The sequence below is a fragment of the Clostridium sp. 001 genome, from assembly GCF_019056555.1.
Lineage (GTDB): Bacteria > Bacillota > Clostridia > Clostridiales > Clostridiaceae > Clostridium_B > Clostridium_B ragsdalei.
The window spans coordinates 2808484-2825726 of the sequence record NZ_CP020473.1 but is presented as its reverse complement, the minus strand read 5'-3'; the positions used below and the strand labels follow the sequence as shown (position 1 = coordinate 2825726).

12 protein-coding genes and 1 riboswitch are annotated in these 17243 nt (G+C 31.7%); of the genes, 5 read left to right on the top strand and 7 right to left on the bottom strand.

Going from position 1 to position 17243, the window contains the following annotated elements; translation table 11 throughout:
- Positions 1–2 precede the first annotated feature (2 nt).
- Together B5S50_RS13220 and B5S50_RS13215 are read left to right on the top strand one after the other, a co-directional pair.
- Positions 3–1388: an IS4 family transposase gene (locus B5S50_RS13220; protein WP_217302042.1), complete on the top strand. Its 1386-nt coding sequence runs from the start codon at positions 3–5 to the stop codon at positions 1386–1388.
- A gap of 263 nt (positions 1389–1651) precedes the next feature.
- Positions 1652–2455 (top strand): lipid II flippase Amj family protein, encoded by an 804-nt coding sequence (locus tag B5S50_RS13215; RefSeq protein WP_065079807.1) that lies wholly within the window; start codon positions 1652–1654, stop codon positions 2453–2455.
- A 387-nt stretch (positions 2456–2842) separates the two neighbouring features.
- Here the strand turns inward: B5S50_RS13215 and hemL are convergent, their stop codons facing one another.
- From hemL to B5S50_RS13190, 5 genes are all read right to left on the bottom strand, one after another.
- Positions 2843–4117, bottom strand: coding sequence for a glutamate-1-semialdehyde 2,1-aminomutase (hemL, locus tag B5S50_RS13210; protein WP_217302041.1), 1275 nt, complete (start codon positions 4115–4117; stop codon positions 2843–2845).
- A gap of 28 nt (positions 4118–4145) precedes the next feature.
- Positions 4146–5342, bottom strand: a complete 1197-nt coding sequence (gene hemA / locus B5S50_RS13205) for a glutamyl-tRNA reductase (RefSeq protein ID WP_065079805.1) — start codon at positions 5340–5342, stop codon at positions 4146–4148.
- 156 nt (positions 5343–5498) lie between these two features.
- Positions 5499–5678, bottom strand: a riboswitch (cobalamin riboswitch).
- Positions 5679–6261: 583 nt separating this feature from the next.
- On the bottom strand, positions 6262–8460 hold the full coding sequence (locus B5S50_RS13200; RefSeq protein ID WP_217302040.1) for a glycosyltransferase family 39 protein: 2199 nt from the start codon (positions 8458–8460) through the stop codon (positions 6262–6264).
- Positions 8461–8472: 12 nt separating this feature from the next.
- Positions 8473–8892 carry a GtrA family protein gene (locus B5S50_RS13195; protein ID WP_065079803.1) on the bottom strand — a complete coding sequence of 140 codons (420 nt, stop codon included), beginning with the start codon at positions 8890–8892 and terminating at the stop codon, positions 8473–8475.
- A gap of 58 nt (positions 8893–8950) precedes the next feature.
- Positions 8951–9901 (bottom strand): glycosyltransferase family 2 protein, encoded by a 951-nt coding sequence (locus B5S50_RS13190; RefSeq protein ID WP_217302039.1) that lies wholly within the window; start codon positions 9899–9901, stop codon positions 8951–8953.
- A 228-nt stretch (positions 9902–10129) separates the two neighbouring features.
- On the opposite strand from B5S50_RS13190, the gene B5S50_RS13185 reads away from it, so the two are divergent.
- The gene (locus B5S50_RS13185; RefSeq protein ID WP_217302038.1) at positions 10130–10807 is read left to right on the top strand and encodes a response regulator transcription factor; all 678 of its coding nucleotides are present in this window, start codon (positions 10130–10132) and stop codon (positions 10805–10807) included.
- A gap of 3 nt (positions 10808–10810) precedes the next feature.
- On the top strand, positions 10811–12025 hold the full coding sequence (locus B5S50_RS13180; RefSeq protein WP_065079800.1) for a cell wall metabolism sensor histidine kinase WalK: 1215 nt from the start codon (positions 10811–10813) through the stop codon (positions 12023–12025).
- A gap of 421 nt (positions 12026–12446) precedes the next feature.
- Here the strand turns inward: B5S50_RS13180 and B5S50_RS13175 are convergent, their stop codons facing one another.
- Positions 12447–13730 carry an MFS transporter gene (locus B5S50_RS13175; protein ID WP_065079799.1) on the bottom strand — a complete coding sequence of 428 codons (1284 nt, stop codon included), beginning with the start codon at positions 13728–13730 and terminating at the stop codon, positions 12447–12449.
- Positions 13731–13928: 198 nt separating this feature from the next.
- Positions 13929–14825: an oxaloacetate decarboxylase gene (locus tag B5S50_RS13170; protein ID WP_217302037.1), complete on the bottom strand. Its 897-nt coding sequence runs from the start codon at positions 14823–14825 to the stop codon at positions 13929–13931.
- A gap of 383 nt (positions 14826–15208) precedes the next feature.
- Here B5S50_RS13170 and B5S50_RS13165 point away from each other — a divergent pair, with 383 nt between their 5' ends.
- Positions 15209–17188, top strand: coding sequence for a sigma-54-dependent Fis family transcriptional regulator (locus tag B5S50_RS13165; protein WP_217302036.1), 1980 nt, complete (start codon positions 15209–15211; stop codon positions 17186–17188).
- The last annotated feature ends 55 nt before the right edge of the window (positions 17189–17243 follow it).

Here is a 17243-nt window from a genome sequence, read left to right as displayed (position 1 = left end):
ATATGCATACTAATGATTGGGTACTACAGGAATTTAATGATGCACCTTTTGCAGATAATAGACTAAATGAAAGGTTAACTAAAATAGCTAATTCTTTCTACAAAAACCCTGAAAGTTCAATACCTCAGTCATGTAAAAGCTATGCTGCAACACAGGCAACATACAGATTCTTTAGTAACAATAGAGTTAAACCGGAGGCAATCCTAATGAGCCATAGAGAACAAACTATCGAGCGTATGAAAAAGTATGACACTGTCTTGGCAATACAAGATACCACCACATTAGATTATAAAGATCATCCTGCAACTAGAGGTTTAGGTATATGTGGTAACACAGAATATGACCTTGGGTTGTTAAATCATACTACCCTTGCAGTAACAGTAGAAGGTATCCCTCTTGGTATTTTATCAAGACATGTATGGACACGTGATCCAAAAAAACTTGGGAAACGGGTTACCAAACGTGAACGCTCTACATCAGATAAAGAAAGTCAAAAGTGGCTTGACGCTTTAGATTCAAGTCTCAAAGATGTTCCACAATACATAAATGTAGTTACTGTTTGTGATCGTGAAGCTGACGTTTATGATTTCTTCCATAAAGCAGTATCGGAAGAAAGAGATTTGCTCGTAAGAGTCACCCAAAAAAGGAGAGTTCTCGAAAACGGGAAGCATCTAATTCAAGAAATTGAGAGTAGTCCTGTAATGGGTCAAATCCTTACAAACATACCTAGAGACACTGAAAACAAACGTCCACCTAGAGAAGCTACATTATCTATCAAATATTGCCCTGTTACAATAAAACCTCCAGTTAATCGTAAAGATTCAAAGTTATTACCTAATCTTAAATTATATTTAGTTTTGGCAGAGGAGATAAATTCTCCCAAAGGAGTTAAACCTATATATTGGCTTCTTATAACAACATTGCTTGTAAAAAGCCTTGAACAAGCAGTTGAAAAAATCAAATGGTATAGGCAACGTTGGAAAATTGAACGTTATCATTATACTTTAAAAAGTGGTTGTAATATTGAGGAACTCCAATTAGAGACCTCAGAAAGCTTGCAAAACGCCCTTGCAATATATTCTATAGTGGCATGGAAGCTTCTTTGGTTAAAGCTCGAATCTGAGCAAAATCCAGAAGCAATATGCGATATAGTTCTGCAAGATCATGAGTGGCAAGCACTCCATTGCGTAATTAATCGAGTACCTATTCCACCAACTCAGCCTCCAACACTACAGGAAGCTGTACTTATGATAGCTAAATTAGGTGGATTTCTTGGTCGTAAAAGCGATGGTCAGCCAGGTGTAAAAGTTATATGGCGTGGTTTAATGCGCCTTAATGATATTGCACAAGGTTGGATTGCAGCTCGTTTACCAATTTCTTACCAATGATGTGTGCAATGTATAGCTTCTGCAAGTGGGAGTAAAGAGCGACTACGTCCCTAGATAACGAGTTCTAAGATTTTCTAAAATGCTTCACTAAGACTTATAAAAAAAGTTTTTAAGTGTGATTTCAATTTTGTCAGCATGTTTCCTTGTATGATTTGAAATCTTCATCTTATAAGTTCCTATCAAAATTAAATTTGTGATATAATTTGCATATACAAATTTATGAAACAAATATAAACTAATGAAGCCATAAGGTGGTAAGAAAAATGACAATACAGGTATATTTAGTTTTTATGCTAACTTTTATTATTTATGTTATAGGAACATTGGCATATTCTACTAGAATTGTGGGAATAAGAACTGGTAGAATTGCGGTATCTTTTGCTGTATTTAATGTTTTTGTACTTATACAAAGAACAGCTAATACTATTCAAGCTCCATTGTTAGCAAAAACTATTGAAAATGGTATAAATACAGGTCATTCTAGTAACTTACTGTATATTTTTAGATGGATAGTTTTTTCTATTACTTTAGCCACAATAGCTGGTGCAATTTTAATGCCAACTTTTATAAAAGTGTTTAATAAATTGGTTGTATCATTTAGTGTTTATAGGTCTTTACCTAGATTGATGCTTCATGCATTTTCGAAATCAGGAATTGAGCAGTTTAAAAATAGCATTTCAATTCCTAAAAAAGAAAATTTATCTGAATTAAGGAACTTTAGGAAAACTCCTAAAAAGGTAATTTTACTAAACATTATTGCATTTTCTATATCTAGTGTAAGTATTTTATCATCATTATATGCTGGATGTTTAAGTCCTAATTTAAGAACTACCTGCAGCACTTTAGCATCTGTAATTAATAGTATTTCAACAATATTCATGGTTATATTTATTGATCCATATTTATCTATGATGACAGATGATGTGATAAGAGGAGAACGTACAGAATTGGAATTTAACCGCTGCATAATTTTTATTGTTGGTGGATTGATTATCGGAAGTATATTAGCACAATTAATATTAGTGCCTGCTTCACATGTGATAGTACTTATAGCAAGATTAATTTAGTTGATTTGAAAAAGATACGCGGTAAAGCTAAAATACTTTCTTCTACAATTATAGGAATTGGTTCTTACAAAAATTGAGTTACTAATAATCTATTGATATGTGCAAATTTATTTTAATTTTCAAACTGTAAAGTTTAGTTTCTAACTTAAAAATAAACTTATGCGTAGAAATATTTTACAATAAGCAAACACATTTAAATATTTTGCATATAAGTCTTAGTAAAAAATTTTAGAAAAACTTAGACCTTTTGAATTGTCTGAGGTACGAGTTTTCAAAAGGTCTTAGGTTTTCAAAATTTTTTGGTTAGACTTATCAAAATATTTAACGTGTTTGTGTTTGTAAAAATATTCGGAGCATAAGTTTATTTTTTGTTTAGTAATCTACATCCTAGACTTCAAATGTGCTGAATGCCTCTAAGAATTTATCAATATCTTCTTCAGTATGCTTTACATTTAAAAATATAGCTTCAAATTGAGAAGGTGCAATATAAATGCCTTTGCTTATCATATGTTGAAAATACTTTGCAAAAAGAGAAGTATCACATTTTTTAGCATCTTCATAATTTCTAACTTCTGAATCTTTAGTAAAGAATATAGCGAACATTGCTCCGCACCTATTTACTACAACATTTATGCCCTTCTTTTTTGCTATGTCCCCTATACCCTGTTCCAATTTTGCACCTAATTTTTCAAGATGTGCATAGTAATCAGGATTGTCATGCAGCTTCTTTAAAGTTGCGATTCCTGCAGCCATTACAAGAGGATTTCCGGACATTGTTCCTGCCTGGTAGACAGGTCCCATTGGCGAAAGTTTCTCCATTATTTCTTTTCTTCCACCATAAGCACCACAAGGAAGACCTCCACCTATAATTTTTGCAAAAGTAGTTATATCCGGCTTTATTCCATAAATGCTCTGGGCTCCTTTATAAGCTACTCTAAATCCACTCATTACTTCATCAAAAATAAGCAAGCTTCCATTTTTATCACAAATACTGCGAAGTCCTTTTAAGAAATTGGCATCTCCAGGAATTACGCCCATATTTCCTGCTACTGGTTCTACTATAATTGCTGCAATGTCTTTACCATGCTTCTCAAAAATTTTCTCCACATTAGAAAGATCATTATATTTAGCTATTAAAGTGTTTTTCACACTGTCCTCAGGAACCCCAGCGCTTCCTGGAATTCCTTCTGTCATGACTCCAGAACCTGCTTCTACTAAAAAATCATCAAAATGACCATGATAGCAGCCTGCAAATTTTATTATTTTATTTCTTCCAGTACATCCCCTAGCAAGCTTTACTGCACTCATAGTTGCTTCTGTTCCCGAATTTACCATTCTAAGCATTTCTACATTATCTAAAGTGGTACATACATATTTTGCAAGCTCCAATTCAAGCTCTGTAGTGGCGCCAAAAGATATAGCATTTTCGCTTGTATCCTTTATAGCCTTTACCACATCATCATCACAGTGTCCTAAAATCATAGGCCCCCAGGAGCATACAAAATCTATGTATTTATTACCATTCTCATCATAGATATAAGCCCCTTTCCCCCTCTTTATAACAGGTGGATTCAAAGGCACATCTTTAAATGCTCTAACAGGACTATTTACTCCTCCTGGCATATATAATTTAGATTCATTAAATATATCATCATTTCTCATTAAGTTTTACATCTCCATTTCTTCATCATTAACAGAATATTTTATTTATAAGCTTTAAATATTCATCTTCTTTTCCTTGAAGTTTTGCTTCTTTTAATACATCTATAGCCCTGTTTATATACACTTTGGCTGTACTCTGTATCATAGTTTGTACGAGTACTTCATTATCCTTGGTATACCTTTTATTTTTAAAAGTCTCTATCCTCTTTTCACATATTTCACTTCCAAAACTTTTCATCTTCTGTATTTCCGGTGAAAGCTCATCTAAAGACTGCCATTTTATAAATTCATCTATATATTCTTGGATAATATACCTGTACTTTTCCATTTTTTCTTTTCGCATAATCTTATTATTTTCATCAATACTGCTTATATTATCTATGTCATATACTTTTACACCTGGAAGACTTAATACACCTGCATCTATATCTTTAGGTACTGCAAGATCAAATATGAGAAATTTCTTTTTAGGAAGTTCTTCTTTATAAATTATAGCATGAGGTGCAGAAGTACAACTTATAATACAATCCACATTGCTATAATAAGCTTTTCTTTCTTTAAAAGTTATGAATTTAATCCAATTACAATTTTCGTATAAATCTTTAACTTTATTCAAATCACGCACTACAATATATACAATTTCAGTATTCAAACCAGCTAAATATTTGAGGACAAGCTTTCCTATTTCTCCAAACCCAATTACCATATACCTTTTTATTTTGCTTTTTTCTGCTTCTTTAACAGCTATTGATGGTACAGATACAGGTATTTTATACATTTCACAGTCATTCTTAAACTTCTTACCACAGGTTATTGCATTCTGAAACAGCCTCTGAAGCTGTCCTTTTATAGTTTTAACTTTTAATGCCATATTATATGCAGTCTTAATTTGTCCTAAAATTTGATCTTCTCCCAAAATTTTAGAATGGAAACCACAACTTACTTCCATTAAATGCTTAATAGCATCTTCACTTTTTGCATAAAAGGTATATATAATAAGTTCCCTGCTCCAACCTAAAGCATCAAATACAGCATTTATTAGTTCTTCCCCTTGTGTATTAGAATCCACATATATTTCTGTTCTGTTGCAAGTACTCAAAATTAAAACGTTTCCTGTAATTTTATAAACATTCTTTAATTTATCTTCTAATTTTGACGATACAATAGAGAACTTCTGCCTTATTTCAATATCACATTCACTTTTTACCCCTATAAGTTGTATCATTTTATCAACTCCAATATTACAACTATATTATTATAATTAAAATATAACTTTACTATATACCTAAAAAACCTTTTAACTAAGTGTTAAAAGGTTTTTACACATAAACATAAGTAATAAATGCTTTATTTATTACAATGCCCCCTATCACTTGTAGAGTTAACGGCCTATTATATAGGCAGGTCTTCTGACTTAAGCTTCATCATCTAAGTATGCCTTCCCTATTTACAAGTGGCTTGTCCTACTTAAATTCACCTAATACAGCTACAAGATAGCTCAGGATTTCCACCTGATTCCCTTTTAATTAAATATACTTAAACCTATACTATTATTTATTAAATTTTATTTTACAACATTAATTTTCATTTTAATTATAACATTATCATAAAAAGAATCAACTATAGAGTTTCTAGATTGAAAGTTGACATATACCAGTTCATATGCTGACAAATTTCATCATACTAAAAACTTTTTATAGGTCTAAAGTTCGGTATTTTGAAAATCTAAAGAAGCTTATATAAACTCGTACCTCAGACATATATAAGCTTCTAAGATTTTCTAAAATACCTCACTAAGACTTATAAAAAAAGTTTTTAAGTGTGATTTCAATTTTGTCAGCATTATTTTCAGGTATAAGTTCAAATTTTAAGCTAGAATACCTCAATGTGGATTTATAACTTAAAAATCAACTTATACGCAAGCATATTTTTACAATAATGAAGCTCTTTTAAATATTTTGCATATAAGTCTTAGAAAAAAATTCGTAAAAACTTAGAACTTTTGAATTGTCTGAGGTACGAGTTTTCAAAAGTTCTTAGCTTTTTAGAATTTTTTACTTAGAATTATCAAAATATTTAATGAGCTGAAGGTTGTAAAAAATATCTGGAGTATACGTTGATTTTTTTGTTTAGAAACTCTACCTCTATTTTACAGTGCCTTTTAAATCATACAGCGTTTCATTGTTCATGCCGTCCATTCCTTGATGCTGGAAACTACTATTTTCTTTTGAACTATTCTCTTTTTTATTATTGTTATTAGAATTTACACTTTTTTGAGCTTGAGAACTAGTAGTATCTTTCCATTCAGTAGTTGAAACAGCTTTGCCGTTTTTCTGAATCCAATTCATTATATCCTGGGAGTCTCTTCCTCCCATACCTCCTGTAAGTACATATCTTACCTCACCTTTTTTAACCATTTGTTTAAATTGATCAAGAGAAAGTATCTTGTCAGATCCTGAGAAACCTCCAAGGGCCATTACGCTTTTTCCGCTTTCAATTATTATATCTTCAGCAGAAGCAGAACTTGAAACTACAAGTGCATATTTTTCGTTTGACGTATGATTTTCAAGGAATTTTATAAGCTTTGAATTCTTACTGCTGTTTTGTCCACCCATCATCATGGAATTTCCTGATTTACTATTTGACAGGAGCTCCAATCCTGCAGCTGGCAAAGAACTTAAGCTGTGAGTTATAGCAGCAGCAGAACCGATAGCAGGTGTTACTAAAATTCCTATAAGAGCAAGTGCTGTAAATATCTTAGCAAGCCTTCCACTATTACCCTGATCCAAATTTCCTTTCTTTACTATCCTGTATATTATAAGCAGTGCAGCAGATGCAAAACACAATATGATAGCTGCTATAATTATACATTTTATAGTAGTGGATATAGTAGTAGTAAAATAGGATAACATCAAAAGATGTACCAATCCTTCTGCAATAAATGCTGCAGGCATTATCCATGATTTTATGCTGCCTTCCTTATATAGCTTCCACATAGAAGTAAGTCCTATTCCACATAAAGCTGCAATTGGAGGGGCTAGCATTGTTAAATAATATGGATGGAACAATCCTTTTGTATAACTGAAATATATGAATTCAGGTACCAACCATAATGTCCATAATGTTAACCCTAATTTTTTCTTGTTATCAAATGGGAACTTAAGTTTTTCTACTATTACAGATGCAGCAAGTCCAAATATAGCTAGAGGTAAAAACCAAACTATCTGGTCTGACAAAACATTTTTAGAAAATAATCTAGTAACACCTGCTGTTGTCTGTCCCCCAAAGCTTCCTGAAAGTCCATTTGATCCGCCAGGTCCGCCGCCACCAGGTCCTCCACCTTGATTCTTGGAATTGCCTTGTGTAGTCTCACCTCCCGGACCTCCTTGTTGACCTTGAGCAGAATTTCCTGAATTTTGTGGAGGTGTCATTCCACTAGGAGCATTACTGTTTCCACTTTGTGAATTTGCCTGGTTTTTGCCGAAATTACTTCTAAATTCTTTAGATTGAGGATTTCCTACCTTTCCTGATGGTCCTCCACCCATACCACCATTAGTACTGCTAAGTCTTTCCAGTCCATTATGTCCAAATATAAGTTCAGTAACGGTGTTATTTGTACTACTCCCTACAAAAGGCCTATTTTGTGATGGAACCAAGTCAACTGCCACTGCCCAGGATAAGGATATTACTCCAAGAATAAGTGTACTTATAATCAAATGTTTTATCCTCTGTTTTACAGGTACAGCTGAAGAAATCAAATAAGTTATATATAGAGCAGGAGCTATCATATATGCCTGAAGCATTTTTATATTAAACCCTAATCCTACAAGAACCAAACTTATTATTAGATATTTAAGCTTGCCTTTTTCAGCAGCTTTGGATAAAAATAAACAGGCAAAAAGTAATGTCACAATTAATAGATTGTCTATAGTATTATTCCTGCTGGTTGCTACAAAAACTGGTGTTATTGCAAGGCACAGAGCCGATATAAGTCCTGCTATCTCCCCAAAAGATCTTTTTACTATATAATATAAGATTCCAACTGAAATTACTCCGGCAAGTGCCTCGGGAAATAATATACTCCATCCACTAAATCCAAATATTTTTGCTGATATAGTCTGTATCCAGAAACCTAAAGGCGGCTTATCAATGGATACAAATCCCGCGGGGTCAAATGATACGAAAAAGAAATTTTTAAAATTCATGAGCATACTCTTTACACCTGCAGCATAATATCCATTTCCGTATCCTTCTATAGTTAAATTCGCAAAATTCAATATTGCAGATATGGCTAGAATTATACATAGTGCAAATCTTTCTTTTGTAAATTTAAATTTTTTCATAAGTTTTCCTCCTTAATTGAATACCCATATTTTATATAATAAAAAATTTATTACCTGAGCTATGAGTGTTACGACTATTTTTGATAAATACACGTTTAAATTAAAATCATTTATTAAAAATTTCATAAATACGAGTGTTGCAATAAGTGAAATGAGATTTACTATTGCAAATTGAGATAACTCTCGAATCACCTTTTTTCCAGAACTTTTGTATTCAAAAGTCCACTTTTTATTGAATATGAAACTATTTACAACTCCAAAACTATAACCTATAACCTGGCTTATTGTATAATGCAGTCCAAATACACTTTGACAAAGAGTAAATACAGCAAAATCTATTATTGTATTTATGACACCAGTGGCAGAAAAACGGCTTAGTAGTTTTAGTTTACCATTGAAAATAGAATCCATAGTTTTAATTAATTGATCCATATTTATCTGCTCCTTTCTACTAGGCATTTTCAAAGAAATAACCAGTCAGTATGCTAGCCTATTTTCTTTCAAATGCCTTATTTACTATATTTTCAATAACATAATTAGGTCTTCCTTTACTTTCGTCAAAAATTCTTCCAATGTACTGGCCTATTATACCCATGCAACTTAATATTGTCCCAAACATCACCAAATCAATTGATATTATGAGTCCAAAATTTACTATGCTCGTTTTTTGTAATACACATTTTGTAAACTCAACTATGATTGAAACAAATCCAATAAAAAGTGACAGTCCTCCTAAATATCCATAAAGCATAAGCGGTTTATAAGAAAATGAAGTTATACCATCAAAGGCCAGTTTCAGCATTTTTTTAAGTGGATACTTGCTATCCCCTGCAAATCTTTCATGCCTTACAAATTCTACAAAGGTCTGTTTATACCCAACCCAACTTACAAGCCCCCTCACATATCTGTTTTTTTCCGGCAGTGAGTTTAATGCATTGCACACTTTTCTATCTATAAGTCTAAAATCTCCAGTGTCTACAGGAATATCAATGCTAGTCATACTCTTTAATAATCTATAAAATGACCTTGCTGTAAACCTCTTGAAAAATGATTCTCCTTCCCTCTTAGCTCTTTTTCCGTAGACGACATCATAGCCTTCCTTCCACTTCTTAATCATATCTAAAATAACTTCTGGAGGGTCTTGAAGATCTGCATCTATTACAACTACAGCCTGGCCTATAGAGTTTTCCATTCCTGCAGTTATAGCACATTGATGACCAAAATTTCTCGAAAAATTAATAAGTCTTATGTTCTTATCCTCACTGCATATCTTTTCCGTCTTTTCCCTGGTCTTATCGCTACTTCCATCATTTATAAATATAATTTCATAACTCTCTAAAGTAGAGTCCATAACTTTTTTAAGTCTTCTATAGCTTTCATCTATTACTAGCTCCTCATTATACAGCGGTACTACTATAGAATACATTACATTTTCATTCATGTTATTCACCTCAATTTAATGTTAGGCATTTTCAAAGAAATAACCAGTCAGTATGCTAGCCTATTTTTTATCATACTGCGTCGGTAGAAACTTTATCGATCTAGCTTAGTTATTATTTTGAGGTTTCAACCTTAAAAGAAACTTAAAAGAATAATAATAAATTTAAATTAAATTTAAAATCACATAATTTATAGTATAATAATTAGATATAAGGAGGGAAATTTTATTATGAGATTACTTTTAGTTGAAGATGAAGTCATGCTTTCGGATGCCTTAGTCTATATCTTAAAGAAAAACAATTATGTTGTAGATGCAGCTTACGACGGAATCACCGGAGAAGAAATGGCAGAATCCGAAATATATGATTTGATAATACTTGACAGAATGCTTCCCGAAAAGGACGGACTTGATATTTTAAAATTTATAAGAAAAAAGGGTATTGAAACCCCGGTACTCATGCTTACAGCTATGGATTCCATTGAAAATAGAGTGGAAGGACTTGACAATGGAGCAGATGACTATCTTGTAAAGCCATTCTCTAAAGAGGAACTGCTAGCTAGAATAAGGGCTCTCAGCAGAAGGCATACAGACTTTATCCAGCATGGAAGCATTAAGCTGTCCTCACTAACTTTCGATCCACTGAGGGGAGAAATTGAATGTAATGGTAAGAAAACTAAACTTACTACAAAAGAGTCCCAACTTCTAGAACTTTTAGCACGTAATAAAAATCAAGTTCTAACTAAAGATCAGATACTAGATAGAGTATGGGGCCTTGATTCCGACGTAGAAATGAATAACAATATTGAAGTTTACTTTTCCTATTTGAGGAAAAAACTAAGGGAATTAAAATGTAATGTAGTCATTGAAACTATAAGAGGCATAGGCTACTGCTTAAAAGAGGTTTAAATTATGTTTCGTAAATTAAAAATACAACTTATTCTAATCAATTTAATACTTACAAGTTTAGTATTAATAACCATATTTTCAGGCATATATATACTTATGAGCACAAGTTTTGAACATTCTGCCTATATGCGTATGAGTAAAACAGCTGAAATGGAAAATATTCCACCCTCTGGACCTCATGATAAAAACATGACTGCTTCTGAGAGTTTTTTTATAAAAATAAATTTCAAAAATGAAGTTGAAGAAATATCTCCTAATTCTCCGTTATCTGAAAAAAGCTGCAAGAAACTATTAGAACAAATATTAAAGAAAACTAAACCAAACGGTACTACAACATATGGAAATTATATTTTAAGGTATATTAAAGTCCCTAAAAGTTACGGCTTTATTGTGGTTTTTCAAGATAAGTCCTTCGACGATGAAGTACTGCGTCGATTAATTACTATATCTGTAACGATTTATATAATAAGTCTCGTTTTTGTATTTATAATAAGTTTATTCCTTGCCAATATGTCTCTAAAACCTATTATAAGTGCGTGGAAAAAACAAAAAGCTTTTACTGCAGATGCATCCCATGAACTTCGAACTCCCCTTGCAGTTATAACCACTAATTTAGATATAGTACTAGACAATAAAGATGAAACTGTAGAAAGCCAAGATAAATGGCTTAAAAACATTAAGATTGAAACTACACGAATGACTAAGCTTATAGAAGACCTTTTATTTCTTGCTAGATCAGATTCCCATAAAAATGGATTTGATACTTCTGCATTTGATATAAGCAGTGCTGTGACTAAATCTGTAGTTCCTCTTGAACCAGTTGCCTCAAAACATAAAATAGCCATTTTATCAGATATTCACCCAGATGTAATTTTTTTAGGAAATGAGGGTAGGATCAACCAACTTATAACTATCTTAGTTGACAATGCAATAAAACATACCCCTGAAGGCGGCTCCATCAGAGTAACTTTAGAAAAAATAAAAAATAAAATTGAAATAACAGTGTCTGACACAGGGGAAGGCATAGCTCCAGAACATCTAAATAAAATCTTTGAGAGATTTTACAAAGTTGATAAATCTAGATCAAGTAGGCAGGGTAATTTCGGACTTGGACTTTCCATTGCAAAGTGTATAGTGGAAGAACATGATGGAACTATAGATGTATCAAGTACTGTAGGTAAAGGAGCTACTTTTAAAGTTATATTTCCAGTAAGTTAAAATATAGAGTTTCTAAGTATAAAGTTTACTTATAACAGCCATATACTAACAAATTTCATTACACTAAAAACTTTTAATAAGTCTAAAGCTTGGTATTTTGAAAACCTAAAGGTACTTAGATAAACTCGTACCTCAAACACATCTAAGTACCTAAGGTTTTCTAAAATACCAAGCTAAGACTTATTTATAAAAGTTTTTAAATGTAATTTCAATTTTGTTAGTATATTTCATGTATAAGGTAAAATTTGAATTAAAATAACTACAAATCATAGAGTCTATAAACGAAAAATCAACTTATACTCTAAATATTTTTTGCAACCTTCAGTTTATTAGATATTTTAATGTGACAACATTAAAGAATGTTTGTTTTATATTGCATATTAACGAATTATCATAGGGATATTGAAAACACTATTTCACATTACACCACTCGATGTTCTTTAAGAAATAATGATGCTATAAAACCACTTAAAGCACAAACTGCACCTAATGCAAATACTCCAACATAAGAATTAGTTCCCCTTATAATGTAACCAGAAATTACTGGTGCTGCAGCACCAACCAATTGAGCTACAGTATTCATAAATCCTCCTACTACAGCTCCAGCTTTTGTAGGAAACATCATAGTCGTAAATGGCCAAGCTAGGACCCACATATTAACAAATAGCGCAAATAAAACCATGACAGTCATCGTAACAGCTAGTGGCAATCTATTTCCCATTGAAGCAATGAAAACAAATACTAATGAAAATGTTGCTGCAAGGAGTAATGCTGCTGATGTTGCTTTCTTATGGCCAATTTTATCAGATATCATTCCACTTAATGGCTGACTAATAACAGATGGTAATGTTGCAGAAAGTGCCCATAAAAGTGCTGCTGATTTAACGTTAACCATATAAACCTTTCCTAAATACGTTGCAAACCATGTAAAGACAAAATATTGTGTTCCAAGAAATCCAGCATAAACTATACCCATTATATATGGGTATGGGGAATGCTTCATGATATATCCAATAGTTGGTTCATTATCAGTTTGTTTTGTTTTAGTCTGATTATCAAGTGAGACCAAACCAATTTCCTCTGGCCTATTTTTAATTATATTGGGGACGATAAAAAGTATTAAAAGTCCTGGAAGGGCAGAAAGTAAAAATCCACTTTGAATATTTGGCAATCCAAAAAAGCAAAAACTAGAGAGTAAGGCTGGCATACATGCTCCTCCAACAAAGGTACCTAAAGTTCCGCCTATTCCAAGTATTCCTGTTTGCAATCCTCGATGAGATGGTGCAAACCACCTTGCAAGCATTGGATTTGCAGGAACCCAAATTGCAGCAGCACCAGCACCAATTAGTGCACGTGCAACAATACCAACACCAAGATTAGAAATATTAAATGCGAAAACAATGCTTGAAAAAACAATTAACCCGGTACCAACAGTTATTGTCCAACGTGCACCAAGCCATCTCTCACTTATGTACGCCCAAGGCATTTGCATTAGCGCATAAGCCCATAAATATGATGAATCCACCCACCCAACAGTGGCTGCATCCCATTTATATGTCTTCATAAGCGTTGGTATAACCGTTGGAATATTATATCTCATAAACATGTCCACAAAATAGGCACAAATCATAATAATAAGTATAGCCCAAGAATATTTGTAATATCCATTATTATTTTGAATTCGTTTACATGTATTCGTTTGCATTTAAAGAACCTCCTTAATATGATATTAATACAAAATTTATATTAGTAGGAAATAAAAACTACAGTAAAAAATGGTCAGTACTTATTTTTACTGATGTATTGTTATCTGATGTTGAAATCATCAGATAACAATACATCAATTTCCTTTAAAATAAACAAATCATTGATAAGATTTAACTCTCCTTCTGCCAAAGTTTAGTTAGTTACCTTTAGGAAATACTGCACTTCTTCCTGTTGAATATTTCTCTTCTATTTCACGAATTTCTGGTAACCCTATTAATCTATTGAACTCCTCAAATGTTATCATTTTATCAAAATAGTCACTTGTTGTACCTGTTTTCTTTAAGTGTCTCATTAAATCGGTTACTGCCTTTGCAATAACATAGGTTGATGATACACAAAATATTGTTAAATCATATCCTATCTTTTCAAGCTGACTTGCAGAAAGTAACGGACTTCTTCCGTGTTCCAGCATATTAGCTAATACAGGAACATTAAAACTACTTGTAACTGTTTTCATTTCATCTTCAGATTCAACAGATTCTATAAATAAAATATCTGCCCCTGTTTCTTCGTAGGCCTTTCCTCTTTTAATAGCTTCTTCTAATCCAAAATTAGTACGTGCATCTGTTCTTGCCATAATCATTAAATCAGGATTTTGTCTTGCATCACATGCGGCTTTAATTTTTCCAACCATTTCGTTTTGTGAAATAATTTCTCTTCCTAGCATATGTCCGCATTTTTTTGGTGCAACCTGATCTTCTAATTGGATACAAGAAACCCCTGCCTTCTCGTATTCACGAACAGTTCTCATAACATTAACGGCATTGCCATATCCTGTATCTGCATCAGCAATAAGAGGTATATTTATTCTCTCAACAATATTTGCTGCACGACGTACCATTTCACTCATAGTTAATAATCCAACATCTGGTCTTCCAAGTATACTTGCAGATGTTCCATAGCCTGTCATATAAACTGCTTCAAAACCTTCTCTTTCAATAATTTTTGCTGTTAGAGGATCATAAGCTCCTGGAGCAACAAGTATTTCTTTCTCCTTTAATCTTTCACGTAATTGTTTAGGCATATTTTTCATTTGTACCCATCCCTTCATAATTTTTATTTGATAACTAATGCCGGCTAATTAGTATTACTATTGATTAGAGCAAATTCTATGCCAAGTTTTATAATATTCTCAAATATAAATTAAAAAAAGCTTACATTTTGCACTCTGCCAATATTAAGATAATACGTAAATATATTAAATATTATCTTAATATATTTAATATATTTACGTATTGTTTCATATTGTTTCATATCGTTTTATGAAAGTAAAACATTATGAAACAGTGTGAATTACATTACTTTCAAATATGCCATTTTTAAATGCATTTGCAGTATAATAAATGTGAATAGAAGAATTTAATAAAATTGTTTTTTAGATTTATCCATAAATATGTGCTACTAAAGATTATTTTAATGATAATAAAAACTATTAGGAAGGAATTTGTTAAGATGCAAGAGCAAGTAACACCTATATGTTTAATATCTCCATCCAAAGAATTAGTTAAATTAGCTAATAAAATTATAAATAGTAATAATAAAAAAATTGATGTATTTATCAAAAAGTTAGACGAGGCACTTGAGTTTTCTAAAGAATTAATATCTAAGGGAGCTAGAATAATAATCAGCAGAAAAGGTACAACAGAAATATTAAAACAAGACCTAGATATACCCACCGTTAACATAGATACAACATTATCTGACTATATTCCAATTATGGAGAAAGTCATAAAAGTTAAAGGTAAAATAGCTTTTTTTTCATATTCAGAAATATCTAATGACGTAAAAACTATGTGTTATTTATTAAACATTGATGCAGATTATTATACATTTAATACTTTTAAAGATTGTGAAATATGTATAAAGAATGCAATGGCAAAAAACATTGTTTTAGAAATAGGGGGAACTTCTACAGAATACTTTGCAAGAAAATATGGGCTAAATCATATCGTTGTTGAGAGTTCCCCAACATCTGTAAAAAAAGCAATAGAGGTAGCAGAACAACTATTAAAAGTGAAAAATAGGGAACACATAATACAAGAAAAATTAAAATTAAAGATGGAACGATATAAAACTATATTTAACTATACTCATGATGCTATTATCGCAGTTGATACTACAGGTAAAATTGAGATTTTAAATAGTCTAGCTGAAAAAATAGTAAAGTCAGATTCAAAATATTGTATTGGAAAGGATATAAAAGAAGTAATTCATAATACCAGGTTACATGATGTAACTAAATCAGGCATAAAAGAAACAGATGAGATAATGAATATTAATGGTACAATGGTTTCAACTAACCGAATACCAATAATTGTTGATCAACAGATAAAAGGAGTAGTAGCAACATTTCAAGAAATAAAATCCTTACAAAAAAGTGAACGAAAAGCAAGAGTACAATTACATAAAAAAGGATTTGTAGCTAAACACAATTTTGATGATATAATTGGCAGTTCAGAGCAGATAAAAAAAATTAAAAAAATAGCATATAATTATTCTCTTTCAAAATTTACAATACTAATTACTGGTGAAACTGGAACTGGTAAAGAGCTATTTGCTCAAAGCATACATAATACAAGCCCTCGGAAAGAGGGACCATTCGTAGCAATTAATTGTTCTGCGCTATCAAAAAACATACTTGAATCTGAACTTTTTGGATATGAGGAAGGTTCTTTCACAGGAGCAATAAAAGGTGGAAAGCAGGGTGTATTTGAGCTAGCTAATGGAGGTACTTTATTCCTTGATGAAGTAGGAGAAATGCCTATGGAAATTCAAGTAAAACTTTTGAGAGCTTTACAAGAAAATGAAATTCGCAGAATTGGAGGAGAAAGCATAATACCAATTAATATCAGATTTATTGCAGCAACAAATAAAAACTTATTTAATGAAATAAAAGAACATAGATTTCGTGAAGATTTATATTATAGACTTAACGTACTTAATCTTACAATTCCTCCATTACGTAATAGAAAAGATGATATTATTGAGATAGCTAATAATATTTTAAATGAATTGAACTATGAAAATAAATCAAACATTAAAATAGATTTCAACTCAATTTTCAGCAAATTAACTAATTATGATTGGCATGGAAATGTTAGAGAACTAAAAAGTTTTGTTGAAAGATTATTTGTTGTATCCAATGAGGAAAACAGGAAAAATAAAATCGATGATCTAATTAATGAATTAATTAGACAACACACCAAAATAGACAAACTAGATAAGCATGATCAAAATGATTTTGATTTGACTACATTTGAAAAAAATAATATTATAAAAACCTTAATGACGAATAACTTAGAGATAGGAAAAACTGCAGAAACTTTAGGATGCAGTAGAACAACCTTGTGGAGAAAAATGAAGGAATATAAGATAAATATAAAACGGAAAAATTGATATCAATATTATAGGTGCCAGGCACCATAGTGGGACATTTATGTTCCATCATGGT

What these genes read in the sequence shown, in the direction of transcription:
- B5S50_RS13220 (WP_217302042.1), top strand. Translation starts at nt 3, where the DNA reads ATGCATACTAATGATTGGGTACTACAGGAATTTAATGATGCACCTTTT.
- B5S50_RS13215 (WP_065079807.1), top strand. Translation starts at nt 1,652, where the DNA reads ATGACAATACAGGTATATTTAGTTTTTATGCTAACTTTTATTATTTAT.
- hemL (WP_217302041.1), bottom strand. Translation starts at nt 4,117, where the DNA reads ATGAGAAATGATGATATATTTAATGAATCTAAATTATATATGCCAGGA.
- hemA (WP_065079805.1), bottom strand. Translation starts at nt 5,342, where the DNA reads ATGATACAACTTATAGGGGTAAAAAGTGAATGTGATATTGAAATAAGG.
- B5S50_RS13200 (WP_217302040.1), bottom strand. Translation starts at nt 8,460, where the DNA reads ATGAAAAAATTTAAATTTACAAAAGAAAGATTTGCACTATGTATAATT.
- B5S50_RS13195 (WP_065079803.1), bottom strand. Translation starts at nt 8,892, where the DNA reads ATGGATCAATTAATTAAAACTATGGATTCTATTTTCAATGGTAAACTA.
- B5S50_RS13190 (WP_217302039.1), bottom strand. Translation starts at nt 9,901, where the DNA reads ATGAATGAAAATGTAATGTATTCTATAGTAGTACCGCTGTATAATGAG.
- B5S50_RS13185 (WP_217302038.1), top strand. Translation starts at nt 10,130, where the DNA reads ATGAGATTACTTTTAGTTGAAGATGAAGTCATGCTTTCGGATGCCTTA.
- B5S50_RS13180 (WP_065079800.1), top strand. Translation starts at nt 10,811, where the DNA reads ATGTTTCGTAAATTAAAAATACAACTTATTCTAATCAATTTAATACTT.
- B5S50_RS13175 (WP_065079799.1), bottom strand. Translation starts at nt 13,730, where the DNA reads ATGCAAACGAATACATGTAAACGAATTCAAAATAATAATGGATATTAC.
- B5S50_RS13170 (WP_217302037.1), bottom strand. Translation starts at nt 14,825, where the DNA reads ATGAAAAATATGCCTAAACAATTACGTGAAAGATTAAAGGAGAAAGAA.
- B5S50_RS13165 (WP_217302036.1), top strand. Translation starts at nt 15,209, where the DNA reads ATGATAATAAAAACTATTAGGAAGGAATTTGTTAAGATGCAAGAGCAA.